The organism is Pseudenhygromyxa sp. WMMC2535 (genome assembly GCF_011083025.2).
Genome location: NZ_JABJWV010000001.1, coordinates 7,533,714 through 7,548,183, shown reverse-complemented (window position 1 = coordinate 7,548,183; position 14,470 = coordinate 7,533,714). Strand labels below are relative to the sequence as shown.

General features: G+C 71.1%; 13 protein-coding genes and 1 tRNA gene. 5 read left to right on the top strand and 9 right to left on the bottom strand.

The genetic code is table 11. The annotated features are described in order from the left end of the window. Window positions 1–9: 9 nt before the first annotated feature. Window positions 10–897, bottom strand: a complete 888-nt coding sequence (locus G6O69_RS29290) for a hypothetical protein (RefSeq protein ID WP_172306774.1) — start codon at window positions 895–897, stop codon at window positions 10–12. A 110-nt stretch (window positions 898–1,007) separates the two neighbouring features. Then, window positions 1,008–1,946, bottom strand: a complete 939-nt coding sequence (locus G6O69_RS29285; protein WP_172306773.1) for a UbiA-like polyprenyltransferase — start codon at window positions 1,944–1,946, stop codon at window positions 1,008–1,010. A 360-nt stretch (window positions 1,947–2,306) separates the two neighbouring features. Between G6O69_RS29285 and G6O69_RS29280 the strand changes: the two genes are divergently transcribed. Beyond that, a complete protein-coding gene (locus tag G6O69_RS29280; protein ID WP_172306772.1) occupies window positions 2,307–3,164 on the top strand; it encodes a class II glutamine amidotransferase in 858 nt (285 codons plus the stop codon). Between the two features lie 24 nt (window positions 3,165–3,188). On the opposite strand, the gene G6O69_RS29275 is transcribed toward G6O69_RS29280, so the two are convergent. The 5 genes from G6O69_RS29275 to G6O69_RS29255 all read right to left on the bottom strand — a co-directional run bounded on the left by G6O69_RS29275 (window position 3,189) and on the right by G6O69_RS29255 (window position 8,442). After that, window positions 3,189–3,476: a hypothetical protein gene (locus tag G6O69_RS29275; protein ID WP_172306771.1), complete on the bottom strand. Its 288-nt coding sequence runs from the start codon at window positions 3,474–3,476 to the stop codon at window positions 3,189–3,191. A gap of 120 nt (window positions 3,477–3,596) precedes the next feature. Further along, on the bottom strand, window positions 3,597–6,548 hold the full coding sequence (locus G6O69_RS29270; protein WP_172306770.1) for a serine/threonine-protein kinase: 2,952 nt from the start codon (window positions 6,546–6,548) through the stop codon (window positions 3,597–3,599). A gap of 57 nt (window positions 6,549–6,605) precedes the next feature. Further along, the gene (locus tag G6O69_RS29265) at window positions 6,606–7,184 is read right to left on the bottom strand and encodes a hypothetical protein (protein WP_172306769.1); all 579 of its coding nucleotides are present in this window, start codon (window positions 7,182–7,184) and stop codon (window positions 6,606–6,608) included. Then, a complete protein-coding gene (locus tag G6O69_RS29260) occupies window positions 7,184–7,735 on the bottom strand; it encodes a hypothetical protein (protein ID WP_172306768.1) in 552 nt (183 codons plus the stop codon). The genes G6O69_RS29265 and G6O69_RS29260 overlap by 1 nt, the downstream gene beginning before the upstream one ends. A gap of 80 nt (window positions 7,736–7,815) precedes the next feature. After that, complete coding sequence (locus G6O69_RS29255; RefSeq protein WP_172306767.1) at window positions 7,816–8,442, bottom strand: sigma-70 family RNA polymerase sigma factor; 627 nt, start codon at window positions 8,440–8,442, stop codon at window positions 7,816–7,818. Window positions 8,443–8,464: 22 nt separating this feature from the next. On the opposite strand from G6O69_RS29255, the gene G6O69_RS29250 reads away from it, so the two are divergent. Together G6O69_RS29250 and G6O69_RS29245 are read left to right on the top strand one after the other, a co-directional pair. Beyond that, window positions 8,465–9,058, top strand: a complete 594-nt coding sequence (locus G6O69_RS29250) for a sigma-70 family RNA polymerase sigma factor (protein WP_346017099.1) — start codon at window positions 8,465–8,467, stop codon at window positions 9,056–9,058. Between the two features lie 35 nt (window positions 9,059–9,093). Further along, a tRNA-Leu gene (locus tag G6O69_RS29245) sits at window positions 9,094–9,173 on the top strand. Between the two features lie 175 nt (window positions 9,174–9,348). Here G6O69_RS29245 and G6O69_RS29240 read toward each other — a convergent pair. Continuing rightward, window positions 9,349–10,581: a lysophospholipid acyltransferase family protein gene (locus tag G6O69_RS29240; protein WP_172306766.1), complete on the bottom strand. Its 1,233-nt coding sequence runs from the start codon at window positions 10,579–10,581 to the stop codon at window positions 9,349–9,351. A 95-nt stretch (window positions 10,582–10,676) separates the two neighbouring features. Then, on the bottom strand, window positions 10,677–12,296 hold the full coding sequence (locus G6O69_RS29235) for a serine/threonine-protein kinase (RefSeq protein ID WP_172306765.1): 1,620 nt from the start codon (window positions 12,294–12,296) through the stop codon (window positions 10,677–10,679). A 57-nt stretch (window positions 12,297–12,353) separates the two neighbouring features. Between G6O69_RS29235 and G6O69_RS29230 the strand changes: the two genes are divergently transcribed. Both G6O69_RS29230 and G6O69_RS29225 read left to right on the top strand, forming a co-directional pair. After that, on the top strand, window positions 12,354–12,995 hold the full coding sequence (locus G6O69_RS29230) for a glutathione S-transferase family protein (RefSeq protein ID WP_172306764.1): 642 nt from the start codon (window positions 12,354–12,356) through the stop codon (window positions 12,993–12,995). Window positions 12,996–13,182: 187 nt separating this feature from the next. After that, the gene (locus G6O69_RS29225; protein WP_217909936.1) at window positions 13,183–14,427 is read left to right on the top strand and encodes a hypothetical protein; all 1,245 of its coding nucleotides are present in this window, start codon (window positions 13,183–13,185) and stop codon (window positions 14,425–14,427) included. The last annotated feature ends 43 nt before the right edge of the window (window positions 14,428–14,470 follow it).

Sequence of the window (14,470 nt, the reverse complement as noted above, 5' to 3'; positions counted from 1 at the left end):
GGGCGCGGATCAGCGTCCCTCGGCCGCGGCCTGTTTGCGGGCTTTTTTCTCGCGGCGGATGGTGCCGTCGAAGAAGGCCCCGGCGTGCAGGCCCAGATAGAACCGGAAGCGGTTGTTGGCCTCGTTGAAGTGGGTCAGCTGGGACTTCATCCCGCCCAGGGCCAGGGCGAAGGTCAGCGCCACGCGGTCGACGCGGCTGGTCACCGAGAGCTCGCCCATCACCACATGGTTGCGGCGGATCACCGGCTGGGGGAGGGCGAAGCTCGAGCTGGCGGTGGCGCCGTCGGTGGGCGGGATGGTCCAGTCGAAGCCGTAGCCGAAGGCCGCGCCAAAGAGCTTGCCCTGGTAGCCCGCGTAGGCCTGGGGGAAGACCGAGGCGGGCATGGCGTTGCGGGTGTTGGCCACGTTGCCGCCGAGGCCCACGGCGACGCGGACCATCACGTATTTCAAGAACTGAGCCTGGTAGCCCAGGTCGATGTGCATGGGCGCGTAGTGAAAGCGCTCGGACTCACCGGTGTCGGGGTTTTGGACGCGGGTGAGCCGGACCCAGTGCGACTGGATGGCGAGGCGGAAGCGGTGCGTGCGGGGGCGATCGTGCGTGCGGGGATCGACCTCGCCCATGGAGGTGTCGAAGCTGCGCTCTTTCTTCTCGCGGGCGGCGAGCACCGGCACGGGCAGGCCAAAGCTCGCCGGCAGCGCGGGCAGGGCCGTGAGCGTGGGTTGGGGCAGGGCGGGCGCGAGCATGGGCGCGAGCGCGAGCGGTCGCTCGCTCGTGCCTGCTTCGCTCGCTGGCGAAGACGGCTCGTCGGCCGCGGCGCTCGCTGGCGCGCCCAGCAAGCAGGCGAGGGCGACGATCACGGCGCTCGTCCAGGTCGTGGCCCGATGGCGGCGACTCACCGAACCAGGATCCGGGCGTTCGCGGGCCGTGTCAAACCATCCGCGCGCCTTTCATCCAGGCCCCAGGAAGCGTGAAGGGGAGGGCCCTTCGCGGCCATGCACCAGCCCCCTCAGCGCACCAGCACGTCGACCATCAGCGCCGCGAAGTAGGCGATGCTGATCCAGCCGTTGAGGTCGAAGAAGGCCTTGTCGATGCGGCTGAGGTCGCTGGGCCGGACGATCCAGTGCTCGTAGACCAGGATCGCGGCGACGGCGAGCATCCCCACGAGGTGGGCCCAGCCGAGCCCCGCGAGCAGGTGGACGCTGACCAGCGCGGCGACCGTGATCGCGTGCAGGCTGCCCGAGATCCACAGCGAGCCGCGCACGCCGAAGGCCACGGGGATCGAGTGCAGCCCCTCGCCAACGTCGAACTCGCGGTCTTGCAGGCTGTAGATCACGTCGAAGCCCGCGACCCAGGTGGCGACCGCCACCATCATCGCCAGCGGCAGCCAAAAGCCCTCGAGCCCGCCCGTGATCGCCACCCACGCCCCGCCGGGCCCGAGCGCGAGCGCGACCCCCAAGATCAGGTGCGCCGACCAGGAGAAGCGCTTGAACAGGCTGTACCCGCCGACGATCACCAGGCAGATCGGCGAGAGCAGCAGCGCGACCTCGCCCAGGGCCGCCGCCGCCCCCACGAACACCCCCGCGGCCAGCACGGTCAGCGCCCACGCCGGCGCCAGCCCAATCTTCCCGGCGGGGAGCTCGCGCCCCGCCGTGCGCGGGTTCTTGGCGTCGATCTTGCGGTCGACGATGCGGTTGAAGCCCATCGCCGCCGTCCGGGCCCCGGTGAACGCGAGCACGACCCAGACCAGCTTGATCCAGGTGATGCCCTCGCCATCTCCGAGCCCCGTGGTCGTCGCCGCGCGATGGGCAAGCAACGCCGACGCCAGGGTGAAGGGCAGCCCAAAGATCGTGTGGCTCAGCCGCACCAAGCTGGCGTAGTGAACCAGCGTCATCCACAGCCCCCGCGGGCTGTTCTCGGCGTCGGCGTTGGCGTGGAGCTCGGACATGGGCGCGAGGAGGGTAGCCCATGCAAAGAGCGCCGCCATCGGGCGCTCTCCCCACCGCCGACAGCACCGCCCAAAGCACCGCCCAAAGCACCGCCCCCCCGCAAAAGACCGCCTCCAAACCGATCTCGACCGGAGACCTCCCCGCGAGGACCAGCATGCTCCTCGCCAATGTAGAGCAGGCCGCTCGAGCGGAAGGGGCCCGCGCCGAGCACCGAGCCGGCTAGGTTGTTACGTCATGTTGGTCGCTCGCCACCCGGCGAGAGCGCAGGTGTGGGAAGGCTTCCGCCGAACAGGCCGCGGTGCACCGCCCGAAGCAAAGACCCCCGCAAAAGACTCTCCACGAAGAGATACCCTCCCTCCATGTGCCGCTTCGCTTACTACCTCGGCCCCCCCATCCGCCTCAGCGCCCTGGTCACCGAGCCCGAAAACTCTCTGATCCACCAGAGCTACGACGCCAAGGAGCGCGAAGAGCCGCTCAACGGCGACGGCTTCGGCATCGGCTGGTACGTCCCCGAGCTGCGCAACGAGCCCGCGATCTTCCGCTCGATCAGCCCGGCCTGGAACGACGTCAACCTGCTCAACCTCGCCGCCGTCACCACCAGCCCCTGCATGCTCGCCCACGTGCGCGCGGCCACACCGGGGCTGCCCGTCACCTTGCTCAATTGCCACCCCTTCGCCCGCGGACGCCTGGCCTTCATGCACAACGGCGCCATCGGCAGCTTCGATCGCATGCGTCGGCCGCTACAGGCCGGGCTCAGCGACGCCGGCTTTGCCGCGCTATCGGGCAGCACCGACTCGGAGCTGATCTTCTCGGTGGTCGTCGACGCCTACGCGCAGATCGAGGCCGATCAGCCGCTCGAGCGCATGGCCGACGCGCTGGTGGTGGGGATCGAGCGGGTCGAGGCGCTGCGCAGCGAGCTCGCCATCGACGAGCCTGCCTACCTGAACCTGGTGCTCACTGACGGGGAGCGGGCCGTGGTCAGCCGATATCTCAGCCCAGACGCCGAGCCCGAGCTCGAGGCGCACTCGCTCTATCGCGCGAAGGGGCGGCTGGTCGTCGAGGACGGCCGCGGACACCTTCGCGCTCCCAAAGCGGCCGACGATCCGGCGGTGGTGATCGCTTCGGAGCCGCTGGGCGACCGCGAGCGCTGGGAGGCGATCCCGACCAACCACCTGGCGCTGGTGGAGGACGGCGCCGTGGCGCTGCGGGCGATTTGAGCGTGGATGGGCTGCGCGCGGGGCTCAAGCGCACTCGGCCTCGGCGGTGGTGAAGGGCGCGGCGTCGGGCTCGAAGGCGGGGAGATTGAGGCCCATGGCCAGCCCGCGCAGGGTGGGCGTCCACTGCTGCGCCCGCTCGGACCAGGCGATCAGCTGATCGCCCTCGAGGGCGGCGAGCTCGGCGGCGAGCTGCTCGGGATCGCGCTCACCGACGGTACCCAGCCAAAAGTCGTCAGAGGGGATGTCTGCGCTGCGCAGCTCGATGATCAGGCGAAGCAAGTGCAGGGCGTGGGGCTGTGCGAGTCCGTTCATGGCTGTAGGTTCGAACAGGACTGAGCGTCTGTCCAAAAATCTGCAATTTCGTTCAGACTGTCCGCTTGGATCCTGGACGAAAGGACAAAATGCCCCATTTAATCGCCCAGCGGCCGCTGATCACGGTTTTCGGGGCAGGCCGAGGGCCCTGCGCTCGCCGGGGTCGAGGGCCAGCTCCTCGTACCAGGCCTCGAGCTGGACCGCGGTGAAGGGGGTGGAGGCGAGGGCGGCGTGGACGGCCTCGCGCCGGGCTGGGCTGAGCTCGCCCCGGCGCAGCTCGAGGAGGGCGCGGAGCAGGGCCGCGCTGAGCTCGTGGGCGCCCAGCGAGGGCAGGGCGAGGGCCTCGACGGCGTCCAGGGCCTCTTCGGCGGCGTCCAGGGCCCCCTGGCGCAGCTCGAGCTCGGCCAGGCCCAGGTGGATCGGCAAGGCCGCGGCGGGGGAGAGCGCCGACTCGGCGAGGAGCAGGCGATCGATGGCCGCGGCCTCATCGAGGCGGCCCACGGCCATGAGGTGGGCCGCGCTCTCCGTGCGCAGATGGATCAGCCGGGGATCCGAGGCGGGCACGCTGGGCGCGAGCAGGGCGATGGCGCGCTCGCAGTGAGCCAGGGCCTCGGCGCGACGGGAGCGGACCCCGGCCAAGGTTGCGCGCAGGGTCTCCACGCTGGCGCGCATGGGATCGTCTTCGGGCAGCTCGCGAAGGGCCTGGTCGAGGGCCTCGATCTCCGCCTCGGCCTCTTCGAAGGACCCGGCCCGGAGGGCGAGCTCGAAGCGCATGGACCGGGCGTTGGCGAGGTTTGGGTGGGGGTGCTCGAGGGACTGGGCCCAGATGTCCGCGGCGCGCTCGAGCAGATCTTCGGCGCGCTGAGGGTGGCCGGCGCGGAGCTGCTCGAGCGCGAAGTTGTAGACGTGGGGCGCGGTCTCGGGGTGGCTGGGGCCCCAGATGCGCTCGGCGTCCTCGAGGGCGCGCTCGAGCTCGCTCAGGGCGGCCTCGGGATCGCTGGCGCGCAGGGCCTCGGCCAGCAGCGCGTGGATCGCTGGGCGCTCGAGGGAGTCGCGCTCTTCGAGCTCGGCCAGGGCCTCGCGCAGGTGGAGCGCGGCGGTCTCGGGGTCGTCGAGGGCGACGGCCAGCTGCCCGCGGGCGAAGGCCAGGCGGGCGCGCTCTTCGGGCGGGGCCTCGACGCGCGCCCAGGCGGCGCTGGCACGGCGCAGGTGATCGGCCGCGCGCGCGGGATCCAGGGTCTGGCCGGCGCCCGCGTGCATGGCCATGGAGGTCCACAGCGAGGCGGCCAGGCGATCGTGGCGGCTGGCCTCGGCGAGGTCGACGGCGTCGTGGAGCCGGGCCTGGGCGCGCAGGGGCTCGCCCGCGCTGAACTCGTAGAACGCGAGCTCGGCGGTGGCCTCGGCGCGGGTCGGCGCGTAGCCGAGGGCGTCGGCGCGGGCGAGGGCGGTCGCGATGGTCTCTCGCCCGCGCTCGAGCTGGCCGAGCAGGCGCAGCTCGGTGGCCGCGTCGATCGTCTCGTCGAGGGCGGCGACCTCGTCGGCGATGGCGGCGGGCGGGGGATCGAAGCCCATGGCGACCATGGCCGCGTCACAGCGCGAGGGGGAGGGCAGCTCGGCGGTCGCGACCACGGCCGCCGCGAGCGTGGCGGCCGTGCGATTGGCGGGGTCGAGCAGCTCGTCGACCAGGCCGCCGACGCGGGCGCGCTGGCGCAGCAGGCAGGCCGTGCGCTGGCGGGCAAAGACCTCTGTCTCGACGCGCTGGGCTCGGGCGTCGTGGCAGAGGTCTGTGCGCGCCGCGACCCACTCGTCGGACCAGGCGTCGAGGGCCGCGAGCACGCGCGTGCGGCTGTCGCTGGCGTGGCTGAGGGCCGAGCGCGAGTAGAGCTCGGTGAGCGCCGCCCGCCGCGGCGCGTCCCAGGTCCCGTCGAGCTCGCTGGCGATCTCGGCGCAGGGCTCGATCGCGTCCTCGGGCCACAGCGCGACGGCGCCGACGACGATCCCAAAGCTCGCGGCCAGGCCCGCGCCCATGGCCCAGCGCTGGCGTCGGCGAGGGAGGGCGGCGAGGGCCTCGAGCAGCGCCGCCATGCTCGGCCAGCGGGCCCGAGGATCCCGCGAGAGGCCGCGGCGGACGGCTCGCCACAGGCCCGCGGGCGCCTTCCCCTTGGGCGGCGGGCGTGGGGCGTCGGCCTCGAGGGCCGCGAGGTGCTCGCTGGTCGAGCGCGGTGGAAAGGGCGGCCGCCCCCACAGGCCCTCGTAGAGCGCGACGCAGAAGCTGAACTGATCGCTGCGCGCGTCGACCTCCTCGCCGCGCAGCTGCTCGAGGGGCATGTAGCGGATCGTCCCCACGACGGCCCCGGCGGCGCTGAGCCGGCCGAGCGGCGCCTCGCTCGTCGCCTGCGGGGAGGCCACGGGATCCTGGCCGTCGAGGGGGGCGCGCTCGCTGCCCACGGCCAGGCCAAAGTCGACCACGCGCACGCCCCCGTCCTTGCCGAGGAGCACGTTGTCGGGCTTGAAGTCGCGGTGGATCACCCCGGCGTGGTGGGCGGCCGCGAGCCCGCGGCCGGCGGCCAAGAAGCGGTCGAGGACCGCCCGCCAGCGCCGGCGGCCGCCCTCGAGCGCGTCGAGCCAGCGCGAGAGCGGCTGGCCGTCGATGAACTCCATGGCCAGGTAGGTGCGCCGCTCGTGCTCACCGATCTCGTAGACCTGGACGACGTTGGGGTGGGAGAGCTTGGCCAGCGCCCGGGCCTCTCGGCGCAGGCGCTCCTGGGCGAGGGCGTCGCCGATCTCGGCGCGCACGCGCTTGAGGGCGACCTTGCGCCCGAGCTCGGCGTCGTGGCCGAGGTAGACCTCTCCCATGCCGCCGGCGCCCAGGCGGGCGTCGACGCGGTAGCGCCCGATGTGCAGCTGCGGCCCGCCGCCAAAGAGCCGCGCGCGGGCACTGGCGATGGCCCGGCGATGCTCGAAGCCGGCGACGGGGGGCGCGGGCGGGGGCGTGGCGTCGGTGTCCGCGTCCAAGGTGACGCCGAAGGGGTCCTCGCCCGCGCCCGCGGGCACGGAGTCGATCTCAGTCACCGCGGTCATGGTAGCGCAGGCGGGCGCAGCGAGTCCTGGGCCGGGGCTGCGTCTGGATCAGCCCTTGTTGCCCTTACCCTCGTCGATGGGCCCGTCGGCGGTCCCGGGGCAGGTCGGCACCGGCTGAATCACCACGTCGGGGACCGTGGGCAGGGCCACGCCGGGGGAGGTGTAGAACACCTCGATGGCCGGGAAGTTGCTGTCGTCGGTGGGCGCGGAGAGGGTGAAAGAGACCTCTCCGGTCGGGTTGGTGTCGAGGACCACCCACTCGATGTTGTCGGCCGAGTGATGGATCTTCAGGTGGACCTCCCAGCCAGAGCTGCGCCCGATCAGCCCAAAACTGACCGGCACGCTCTGCACGGTCTCGATGCCGACGCTCAGGTAGTGATCCTCGATCTCGAACCACTCGCCGTTGCGGTTGAGATAGATCGCGCCGGTGGTGGGATCCGTGACCAGGGAGACGGACTCGTCGCAGGTGTCGGCGTCGATGACGACCTCGACGAGGTCGTCTTCCCCGGGGCCCTCGGCGGCGAAGATCGGGCTCGGGGTGAGGGCGAAGGTCGCGGCAAAAGAGGTGGCCGCGGCGAGGGAGAGGGCGCCGAGGCGGCGGCCGAGAGCGCTCGATTGACCAGACATCAGCTCAGATCTCCCGTGTTGGTGACGCCGGTGCTGGGGCAGCCGCTGACCGGCTCGATGACGACATCGGGGACCGTGGGCAGCTCGGTGTCGGGTTGCAGGAAGGACACGTCGACGAGGGCGGCGGCGTCGGCGGGAGGGACGTCGACGGTGAAGCTCGTCATCCGAATCTTGTCGAAGTCGTAGTGCTCGCTGGCGAAGGCGTCATCGACGTAGGTGTCGACGGCCGCGCTCCAGCCCGTGGCGTCCTCGAGGAGTCCGAGCTGGACCTCGATGGATGTCCTCGCTCCGAAGCGAAGGCGCAAAAGGTCATTCACGCTCCACCACGAGCCGTCGTTGTAGATCATCACCGCGCCCGACATGGGATCGTGGACCAGCAAGATGCTGTCCATGCCACAGGCGATATCGGTGGTCAGGCTCTCCATGGTCGCCAGCTCCTCGTCGGTGGGGACGAGGGCCGCGGACGCGTCCATGGGCGAGAGCAGGGCAGACAGGGCGCAGAGCGCCGCGAAGGTGGAGGTGAGCTTGGCGTGCCGGGTTCGGAAGTTCATGGCGGTCTGTCATGGAGGTGACCGCTGCCCGCCGAGGTGTCCAAGCAAAACCAAAGAAAGTCGTCGCTGCGCGCAATCGCTCAGCTGCCACCGAGCTGGCCGCGGAGCTGGGCGGCCCAGCCGTCGAGGCCGTCGACGGTGCTCTCGAGCAGCTCGCGGGACTCGGCGATCTCGGCCATGGCCGCGCGCAGGAGCTCGCGGGCGCGGGTCATGCGGCTGCGCATCGCCGAGTGCGAGATGCCGAGCAGATCCGCGATCTGGTTGGCGTTGAGCCCCTCCCAATAAAACAGCTCGAGGGCGATCTGATGGCTGACGGGGAGGCGGCGCAGGCCCTCGAGGAGCAGGCGGTGCTCCCGACAGCGGCCGACGACGGTGGTCGGCCCCGGCGCGAGGGCGGCCATGGACTCGACCTCGGGGTCGACCTCTCGGCCCCTGGCGAGCTTGCGCAGGTGCTCGCGCAGGATGTTTCGAGCCACGCCGAGCACGAAGGCGCGGACGGCCACGCCCTCGCGGATCCGCGCGCGACCTTCGATCAGCCGCAGGAAGGTCTGCTGGATCAGATCGTCGGTGCCCTCGCGGACCTTGTTTTCGAAGAACCGGGCGACGGCGTCGCTGTGGCGATCGAAGAGCGCGGCGCCAGCCTCGGTGTCCCCGTCGCGCCAAGCCTCCAGCAAGGACGCGTCGACCTGCCAGTCGTCTCGGGTCATGAGGCGTTGATGGTAGCAGCGCGTGGACACTTCATCGCCAGGGCACACCTGGGGATCCGTGATGGATGGTCATGCGTCGAACACCCCGGCCTTCGAGGATCTCTACCGACGCGAGCGCGCCTTCGTGTTGCGGACCTTGGCGCGCTTCGGCATCGACGAGGCGCAGCGCGAGGACGCGGCTCAGGAGGTGTTCCTGGTCGTGCACAGGCGCTGGGGAGATTGGACGCTGGAGCGCGCGCCGGCGCGATCCTGGCTGTACGGAATCGCGCGCCGCGTGGCGGCGACGCGGCGACGAGGCACTCGGCGTCGGGAGCAATACCTGCGCCTGCTCCCGCTCTCCGCCGAGGCCGAGGCGTTCCAGCGCGGGCCGGCGGATCCCGACGAGGCCCTGACCCGGGAGCGGGGCAAGCAGGCGCTGTGCCTGGCCTTCGAGCGCCTCGACGAGGGCAAGCGCGAGGTCTTCGAGCTGGCGACTCTCGACGGGCGCAGCGGCCCAGAGATCGCCGCCAAGCTCGGTCTGGAGGTCAACACCGTGTACTCGCGCCTCCGCCTGGCCCGGGCCCAGCTCGTCGACGAGGCCAGGCGCCTGCATGGGCGGTGTGGCGTCGGCGCTTGACGAAGGTGCGCCGAGGCCGGAAGACTGCCGGTCCTGCCCGGGTGGCGAAATCGGTAGACGCGGGGGACTTAAAATCCCTTTCTTCGGAGTGCGGGTTCGAGTCCCGCCCCGGGCATGGTTCGACTCGAACTAGTGTGCGCGCCAGAGGACTTGAAGGGTCTCAGGCGCCGGACCGCCGGTCGCTGACGAGGCGCGAGGAGGGAGTTTGTCGGGCACAAATGACTGACGAGCAACGAAGTCAGCGGCCGGTGCTCCAAGCCTGGGGCCCTTCAAGTCCTCTGGCGCGCACACTAGCCCTGCGCAGCGCGGCGCTGGGCCGGGGCTGTCCGGAAGTGCCGAAGGTGGCGATCGATGAACAGCTTCCACATGTTCGGCGAGTGCAGCGTCGGCCGGATCTGAAAGTTGTCGTTGGCGGTCCGGACCTGCAGGCGGTTGCCGACCTGCATCTGGACCGTGGCGATCTCGGCGAAGGGGATCTCGACGACCGCCCCCTCGGCGCCGGTGAAGCGCAAGAAGTCGTCGTGGAGCTCGAGCAAGCCGAGGCCGAGGCGCTCGGGCTCGACCTGGCCAAAGTGGATGCGGTCGATCTTGGCCTCGCCCTCGAGGACCACGCCGGTGTCCTGATGGCGCGCGGCCGAGGCCACGGGGAGCTCGCCAAAGTGGTCGAGGACGCGGTTGTAGGCCCGCTCGACGTGCATGTCCTCGGCGCCGGGGCTCTCGCCGCGCAGCCAGCAGGCCAGGTCGACGCGCCACTGGGCGTCGCACTCGCGGCAGCGCACGCGGTCGCCGTCTCCAGGATCGAGCTCGAGGCCGTCGAGGGCGAAGCAGGACGGGCACGACCACAAGAAGTCGGGCAGCCCGTGGGCGAGGCGCGTGCCCCATGAACGCTTGGGGACCTCGATCTGCTCGGGGTCGACGCTGATCCGCGCCTGGATGTACGCGGTGATCTCCTCGACGGTGGCGTCCTCGGAGAACTGCTCGACCTCGACGACGCGCAGGCGGATCGGCACGGCGCGCGGATACTTGGCCCAGCGCGGCCAGTGCAGGTGCCCGGTCTCGACGCGGATCATCGCCACGGGCACGCCCAGGCGCTTGACCATGCGCCCGATCCCCGGCTTGACGGGCAGCGAGCGCCCGGTCCAGCTGCGGTCACCCTCGGCGAAGATCAGCGCGGCGTCGCCGTTGTCGACTCGACGCTGGAGCTCGGCCAGGGCCTCTGGATCCCGCATGCCCTTCTTGAAGGGGATCATCGAGAAGTAGGGCATCATCCACCCGAAGTAGGGCACGCGCAGGAGCTGGTCGGTGCCCAGGTTGTGGACCTGGCGGATGCTCGACCACGGGACCAAGATCGGATCCCAGGGCGAGGGGTGGTTGGCGACCAGCAAGATGCCGCCGCGCCGGGGGACCTTCCCGTAGTTGACCACGCGCGTCCTGGTCATGGGGACGACCACCGTCGTGGCGATGCTCCACAGGACCTTCCAGACCGCTTTGCGGATGTAGTCGTCGCGGGTGAGCTCAGCCATGGCGTCGGGATTTTAACCCCGAGGGCGGACTCAGTTTCCAGGCGCAGGTGCTCTGGCGATCCGTGCGAAGGCTCCGTGAGCGGACGAGGCCGCGATCACTCGCTGGGCTCGAGCTTCAGCTGGAAGCTGCGATCGCGATCGGGGACGGTCTCGAGCGGATGATCCGCGAAACCCTCTGCGCGCAGGATCAGGTGAAGCGCAGCGTCGCTCTGGGGCACGATCAGCTCCCCGTGCGCATCGGTCAGGCCGACGCGCTCGCCCTCGGCGTCGAGCACCTCGATCGGGCCGCCTGCGGGGGTCAAGAAGCGCAACACCACGTGATCGACCTCGACGCTGCTGGTGGGCGCGGTGGCGTCCTCGGCCGCGTCTGGCGGAGGATCAGCGACGAGCTTCGCGGTGGCCGCCGCGTTCGTCGAGGTCGCTGTGGGCGGCGCCGCAGACTCGCGTCGGCGCATGCCATCGATGACCAGCGCGGCGACGATGGCCGCAATGGCCAGGGCCGCGCCGCCGAGGATCATGAGCAGGGCGGGGGAGAGGCCGCGCGAGTCGGGCTCGGCGTCGATGTCGAGGCCCGCGCTGAGCCGAGTCGAGAGGCTCGCGCTGCCCGAGCTCGCGCTGGTCTCGGAGCCCGAGAGCTTGCGCCCGATCAGCGACGACTCCGCGAGCCCGCCGAGCTGCAAGGTGGGGTTCTCGATCAGAACGACGGGGCCCTTGCCCGTGCCCACGTCCTCGATCGCCGCGGCCATCTCGGTCATCGAGGCGAAGCGGTGCGCGGGGTCTTTGGCCAGGGCCCGGAGCACGATCGCGTCGGCCTCCTCGGAGATCGGGAGCACGTCGGTGCGGGCCGAGGGCGGCTGGGGCGGCGTCAGCAGGTGCTTGTTGCGCATGCCCACGAAGCTCTTGGACTTGAAGGGCACCGTCCCGCACAGCAGCTCGTACATCACGATGCCCGCGGAGTAGACGTCGGTGAGGTGGTCCGTGGCGAGGCCGCGGGCCTGCTCCGGGGCCATGTACTCCGGCGTACCGATGACCATGCCCGTCCGGGTCAGGCGCAGGCCACCGCCCTGGAGCTTGGCGAGGCCAAAGTCGAGGACCTTGATGAAGTCCGGGTCGTCGCCGTGGCTCAGGCGCAGGATGTTGTCGGGCTTGATATCGCGGTGGATCACCGCCGCGTCGTGGGCGGCCTGCAGCGCGTCGCAGATCTGGAGCATGATGTGGCGGACCCGCGGCCAGGGCAGGGGCGCCTCGCGCTTGCACAGGGCGGCGAGGGACTCGCCTTGGAGGTGCTCCATGACCAGGAAGGTCGTGCCGTCCTCGAGCCGGCCGAAGTCGGTGATGCTGACGACGTTGGGGTGATCGATGCGCGAGACCGCCTGGGCCTCCTGGATGAAGCGATCCGCGATGTCGCCACGCTCGAGGTAGCGCTCGTTGAGCAGCTTGATGGCGAAGGTCTCGTGGTTGTCGGTGCGCTCGGCCAGGTAGACCGTGCCCATGCCGCCGCGACCGAGCTCGCGCAGCAGGTGGTAGCGGCCCTGGACCAGCTCGCCGCTGCGATCGCCTCGTCGCCCGGAGTGGCTGATCTGCGGCTCGCTGCCGCCGGGCATGGTCGGCGCCGTCCCAAAGAGATCCGCGCTGGGGTCCCCCGAGATGACCTCGGACTCGAGGACCTCGCGCTCCTTGGTGGAGAGGGACCGGTCCTGTGGCTCACTCGCCATGGGCGCGCTCTTTATAGGCCGTGATGGCGGTGGCCGCGAGCGTGATAACGTAGCGCCATGAGCTACGTCATCTACGGGGCCAGGGGCTCGGGTTCGGCCATCGTCGAGCTGGCCTGCGCCGCGATCGGGGTCGAGTACGAGCTGCGCGACCTCGACATGCGTGGCAAAGAGCAGCGCAGCGACGGTTACACGGCGATCAACCCGCGCCAGAAGATCCCGACGCTGGCGCTCGACGCTGGTGAATACATCACCGAGTCCATGGCGATTGTGATCACCCTCGACGAGCGCCACCGCGAGGCCGGGCTGCTGCCTGCGCCGGGCTCGAAGGCGCGGGCCCAGGCGCTGCGCTGGATGGCCGTCATGGCGACGGAGGTCTATCCGATCGTCGAGATCATCGACTACCCGCAGCGCTTCTTGCCCGCGGACGCGGCGAGCGAGGTGGTCACCGCCCTCGGCGGGCGAGCCAAGGAGATCTGGGCACAGCGCTGGTTGACCATCGAGGCCGCGGTGGCGGGGGAGCCCTACCTGCTCGAGGAGGGCTTCTCGGCCGCGGATCTGTACATCGCGGTGCTCAGCCGCTGGGATCTGGAGCCGGCCTGGCGCAGCGAGCATCTGCCCCGGGTCGAGGCGCTGACCGCTGCGTTGCGAGCTCGGCCGGCCCTCGCCGAGACCTGGGCGCGGCACTTTGGCCAGCGATGAGGGGGGAGGCGCTGACTCCGCCTCCTGTCGTGGGCCGTCGCTGATCGTTTCTGCCGCTCACCGTGGGCGGGGGGACTTTTAGCGGGGCGTCATTCGTCGGAAGATGGTGCGCGTGATGTCCACGGGAACCACGGGGAGCGCGACGACGTTGGCGGTCTTGGCGACGGCGTTGGCGACCGCTTGCACGGTGGTACCCGATGCCGAGGGCTTGCCCGAGGGGGAGCTCAGCGAGCAGCCGGTCTACAGCTACCGCGCTGCCCCAGCGGCCCCGAGCGCGGCGCCAAGGCCCGAGGCCGAGGCCGAGGCCGAGCTCGAAGCCGAAGCCGAGTTAGAGCGGGAGCCGGACTCGCCGGATCCCGCTCCAGAGCCCGAAGCCGAGCCCGATCCGGATGACTACGTCGAGGGCGACGAGTACGTCCCAGGTGAGGAGGACGGCCCGCCTGCTGTCCTGCTCTCGGCCAGCAAAGCCAGCGCTGCGCCGATCTGGGCGGCCTCGGATCACCGCCGCCTGTGGGTCGGTCGTGGCGACGCGACGCTGGCCGTCGCGCGCGAGGGCGCGGACGAGATCGTCACCTTGGACGTCGACGCTGCCGGTCAGCTGTGGATCATCGAGGCTGGAGGGCGCGTCCTCGCGGGCACCCCTGCGCTCGCAACGAGCGGCGCGGACACCCTCGAGCTGAAGCTCGAGCCTCGCGGCGAGCTCCCCCTGAAGCACCCGCGGGCCTTCGAGGCCATCGGCGCGGGCGCAGATCTGCGCCTGGTGGTCCTCGGGGTCGCCGAGCAGCCGCTGGGTGAGCACGACTGGTCGCGCAGGGGCCTGGCGATCTCCAGCGATGGGCGCGGCTGGACGCTGCGCGCGACCCCGGACGATGGCAACATGCGCGACGGCTTCAGCGTCAGCCCGGACGGCGTGGTGCAGATCTTCGATGGGCAGGAGTCGGGCTGCGGTGGCGGCTATCAGTCGCGGTGGGTGGTGGACCTCGCCAAGCTCGACACGCCAGAGGGCGCCGCGGCCAAGTGGTCCGAGCTGGCCTGGCCGTTCGACACCCCCTTTGGCCGTCATCCGGGCGTGGGGAGCTGGTCCTACGGCTACGACCACTGCCCGGACTGGGAGGGCGAGGTGCAACTTTGTGCCGTCGACGGGGACGGGCAGGGGCACCCCCTGCCCGTGGGAGCGGGGAAGTATGCCCTGGCCGCGGACCACGGCGCGGTCATGGTCATGACCGCCGCGGGGCTGTGGGAGGTCTCGGGGGCGAAGGGCGAGCGGATCGCCGATGGCCAGGAGGCGCTGCTCGAGCGCGGCTACGAGGCCGTCGCGCTCGATGGCGGGGGGCGGATGCTGCTGCTCGTCGGCGGGCGGCTGCACATTGGATCGAGCGCGGGGTGGACCAGCGTCGGGTTGCCTGGTTTCGACGGCGCCGACCCGGCCTGAGTCCGCACAAGTTGCTCGCGCCAGACACACGCGCGTGGTACCC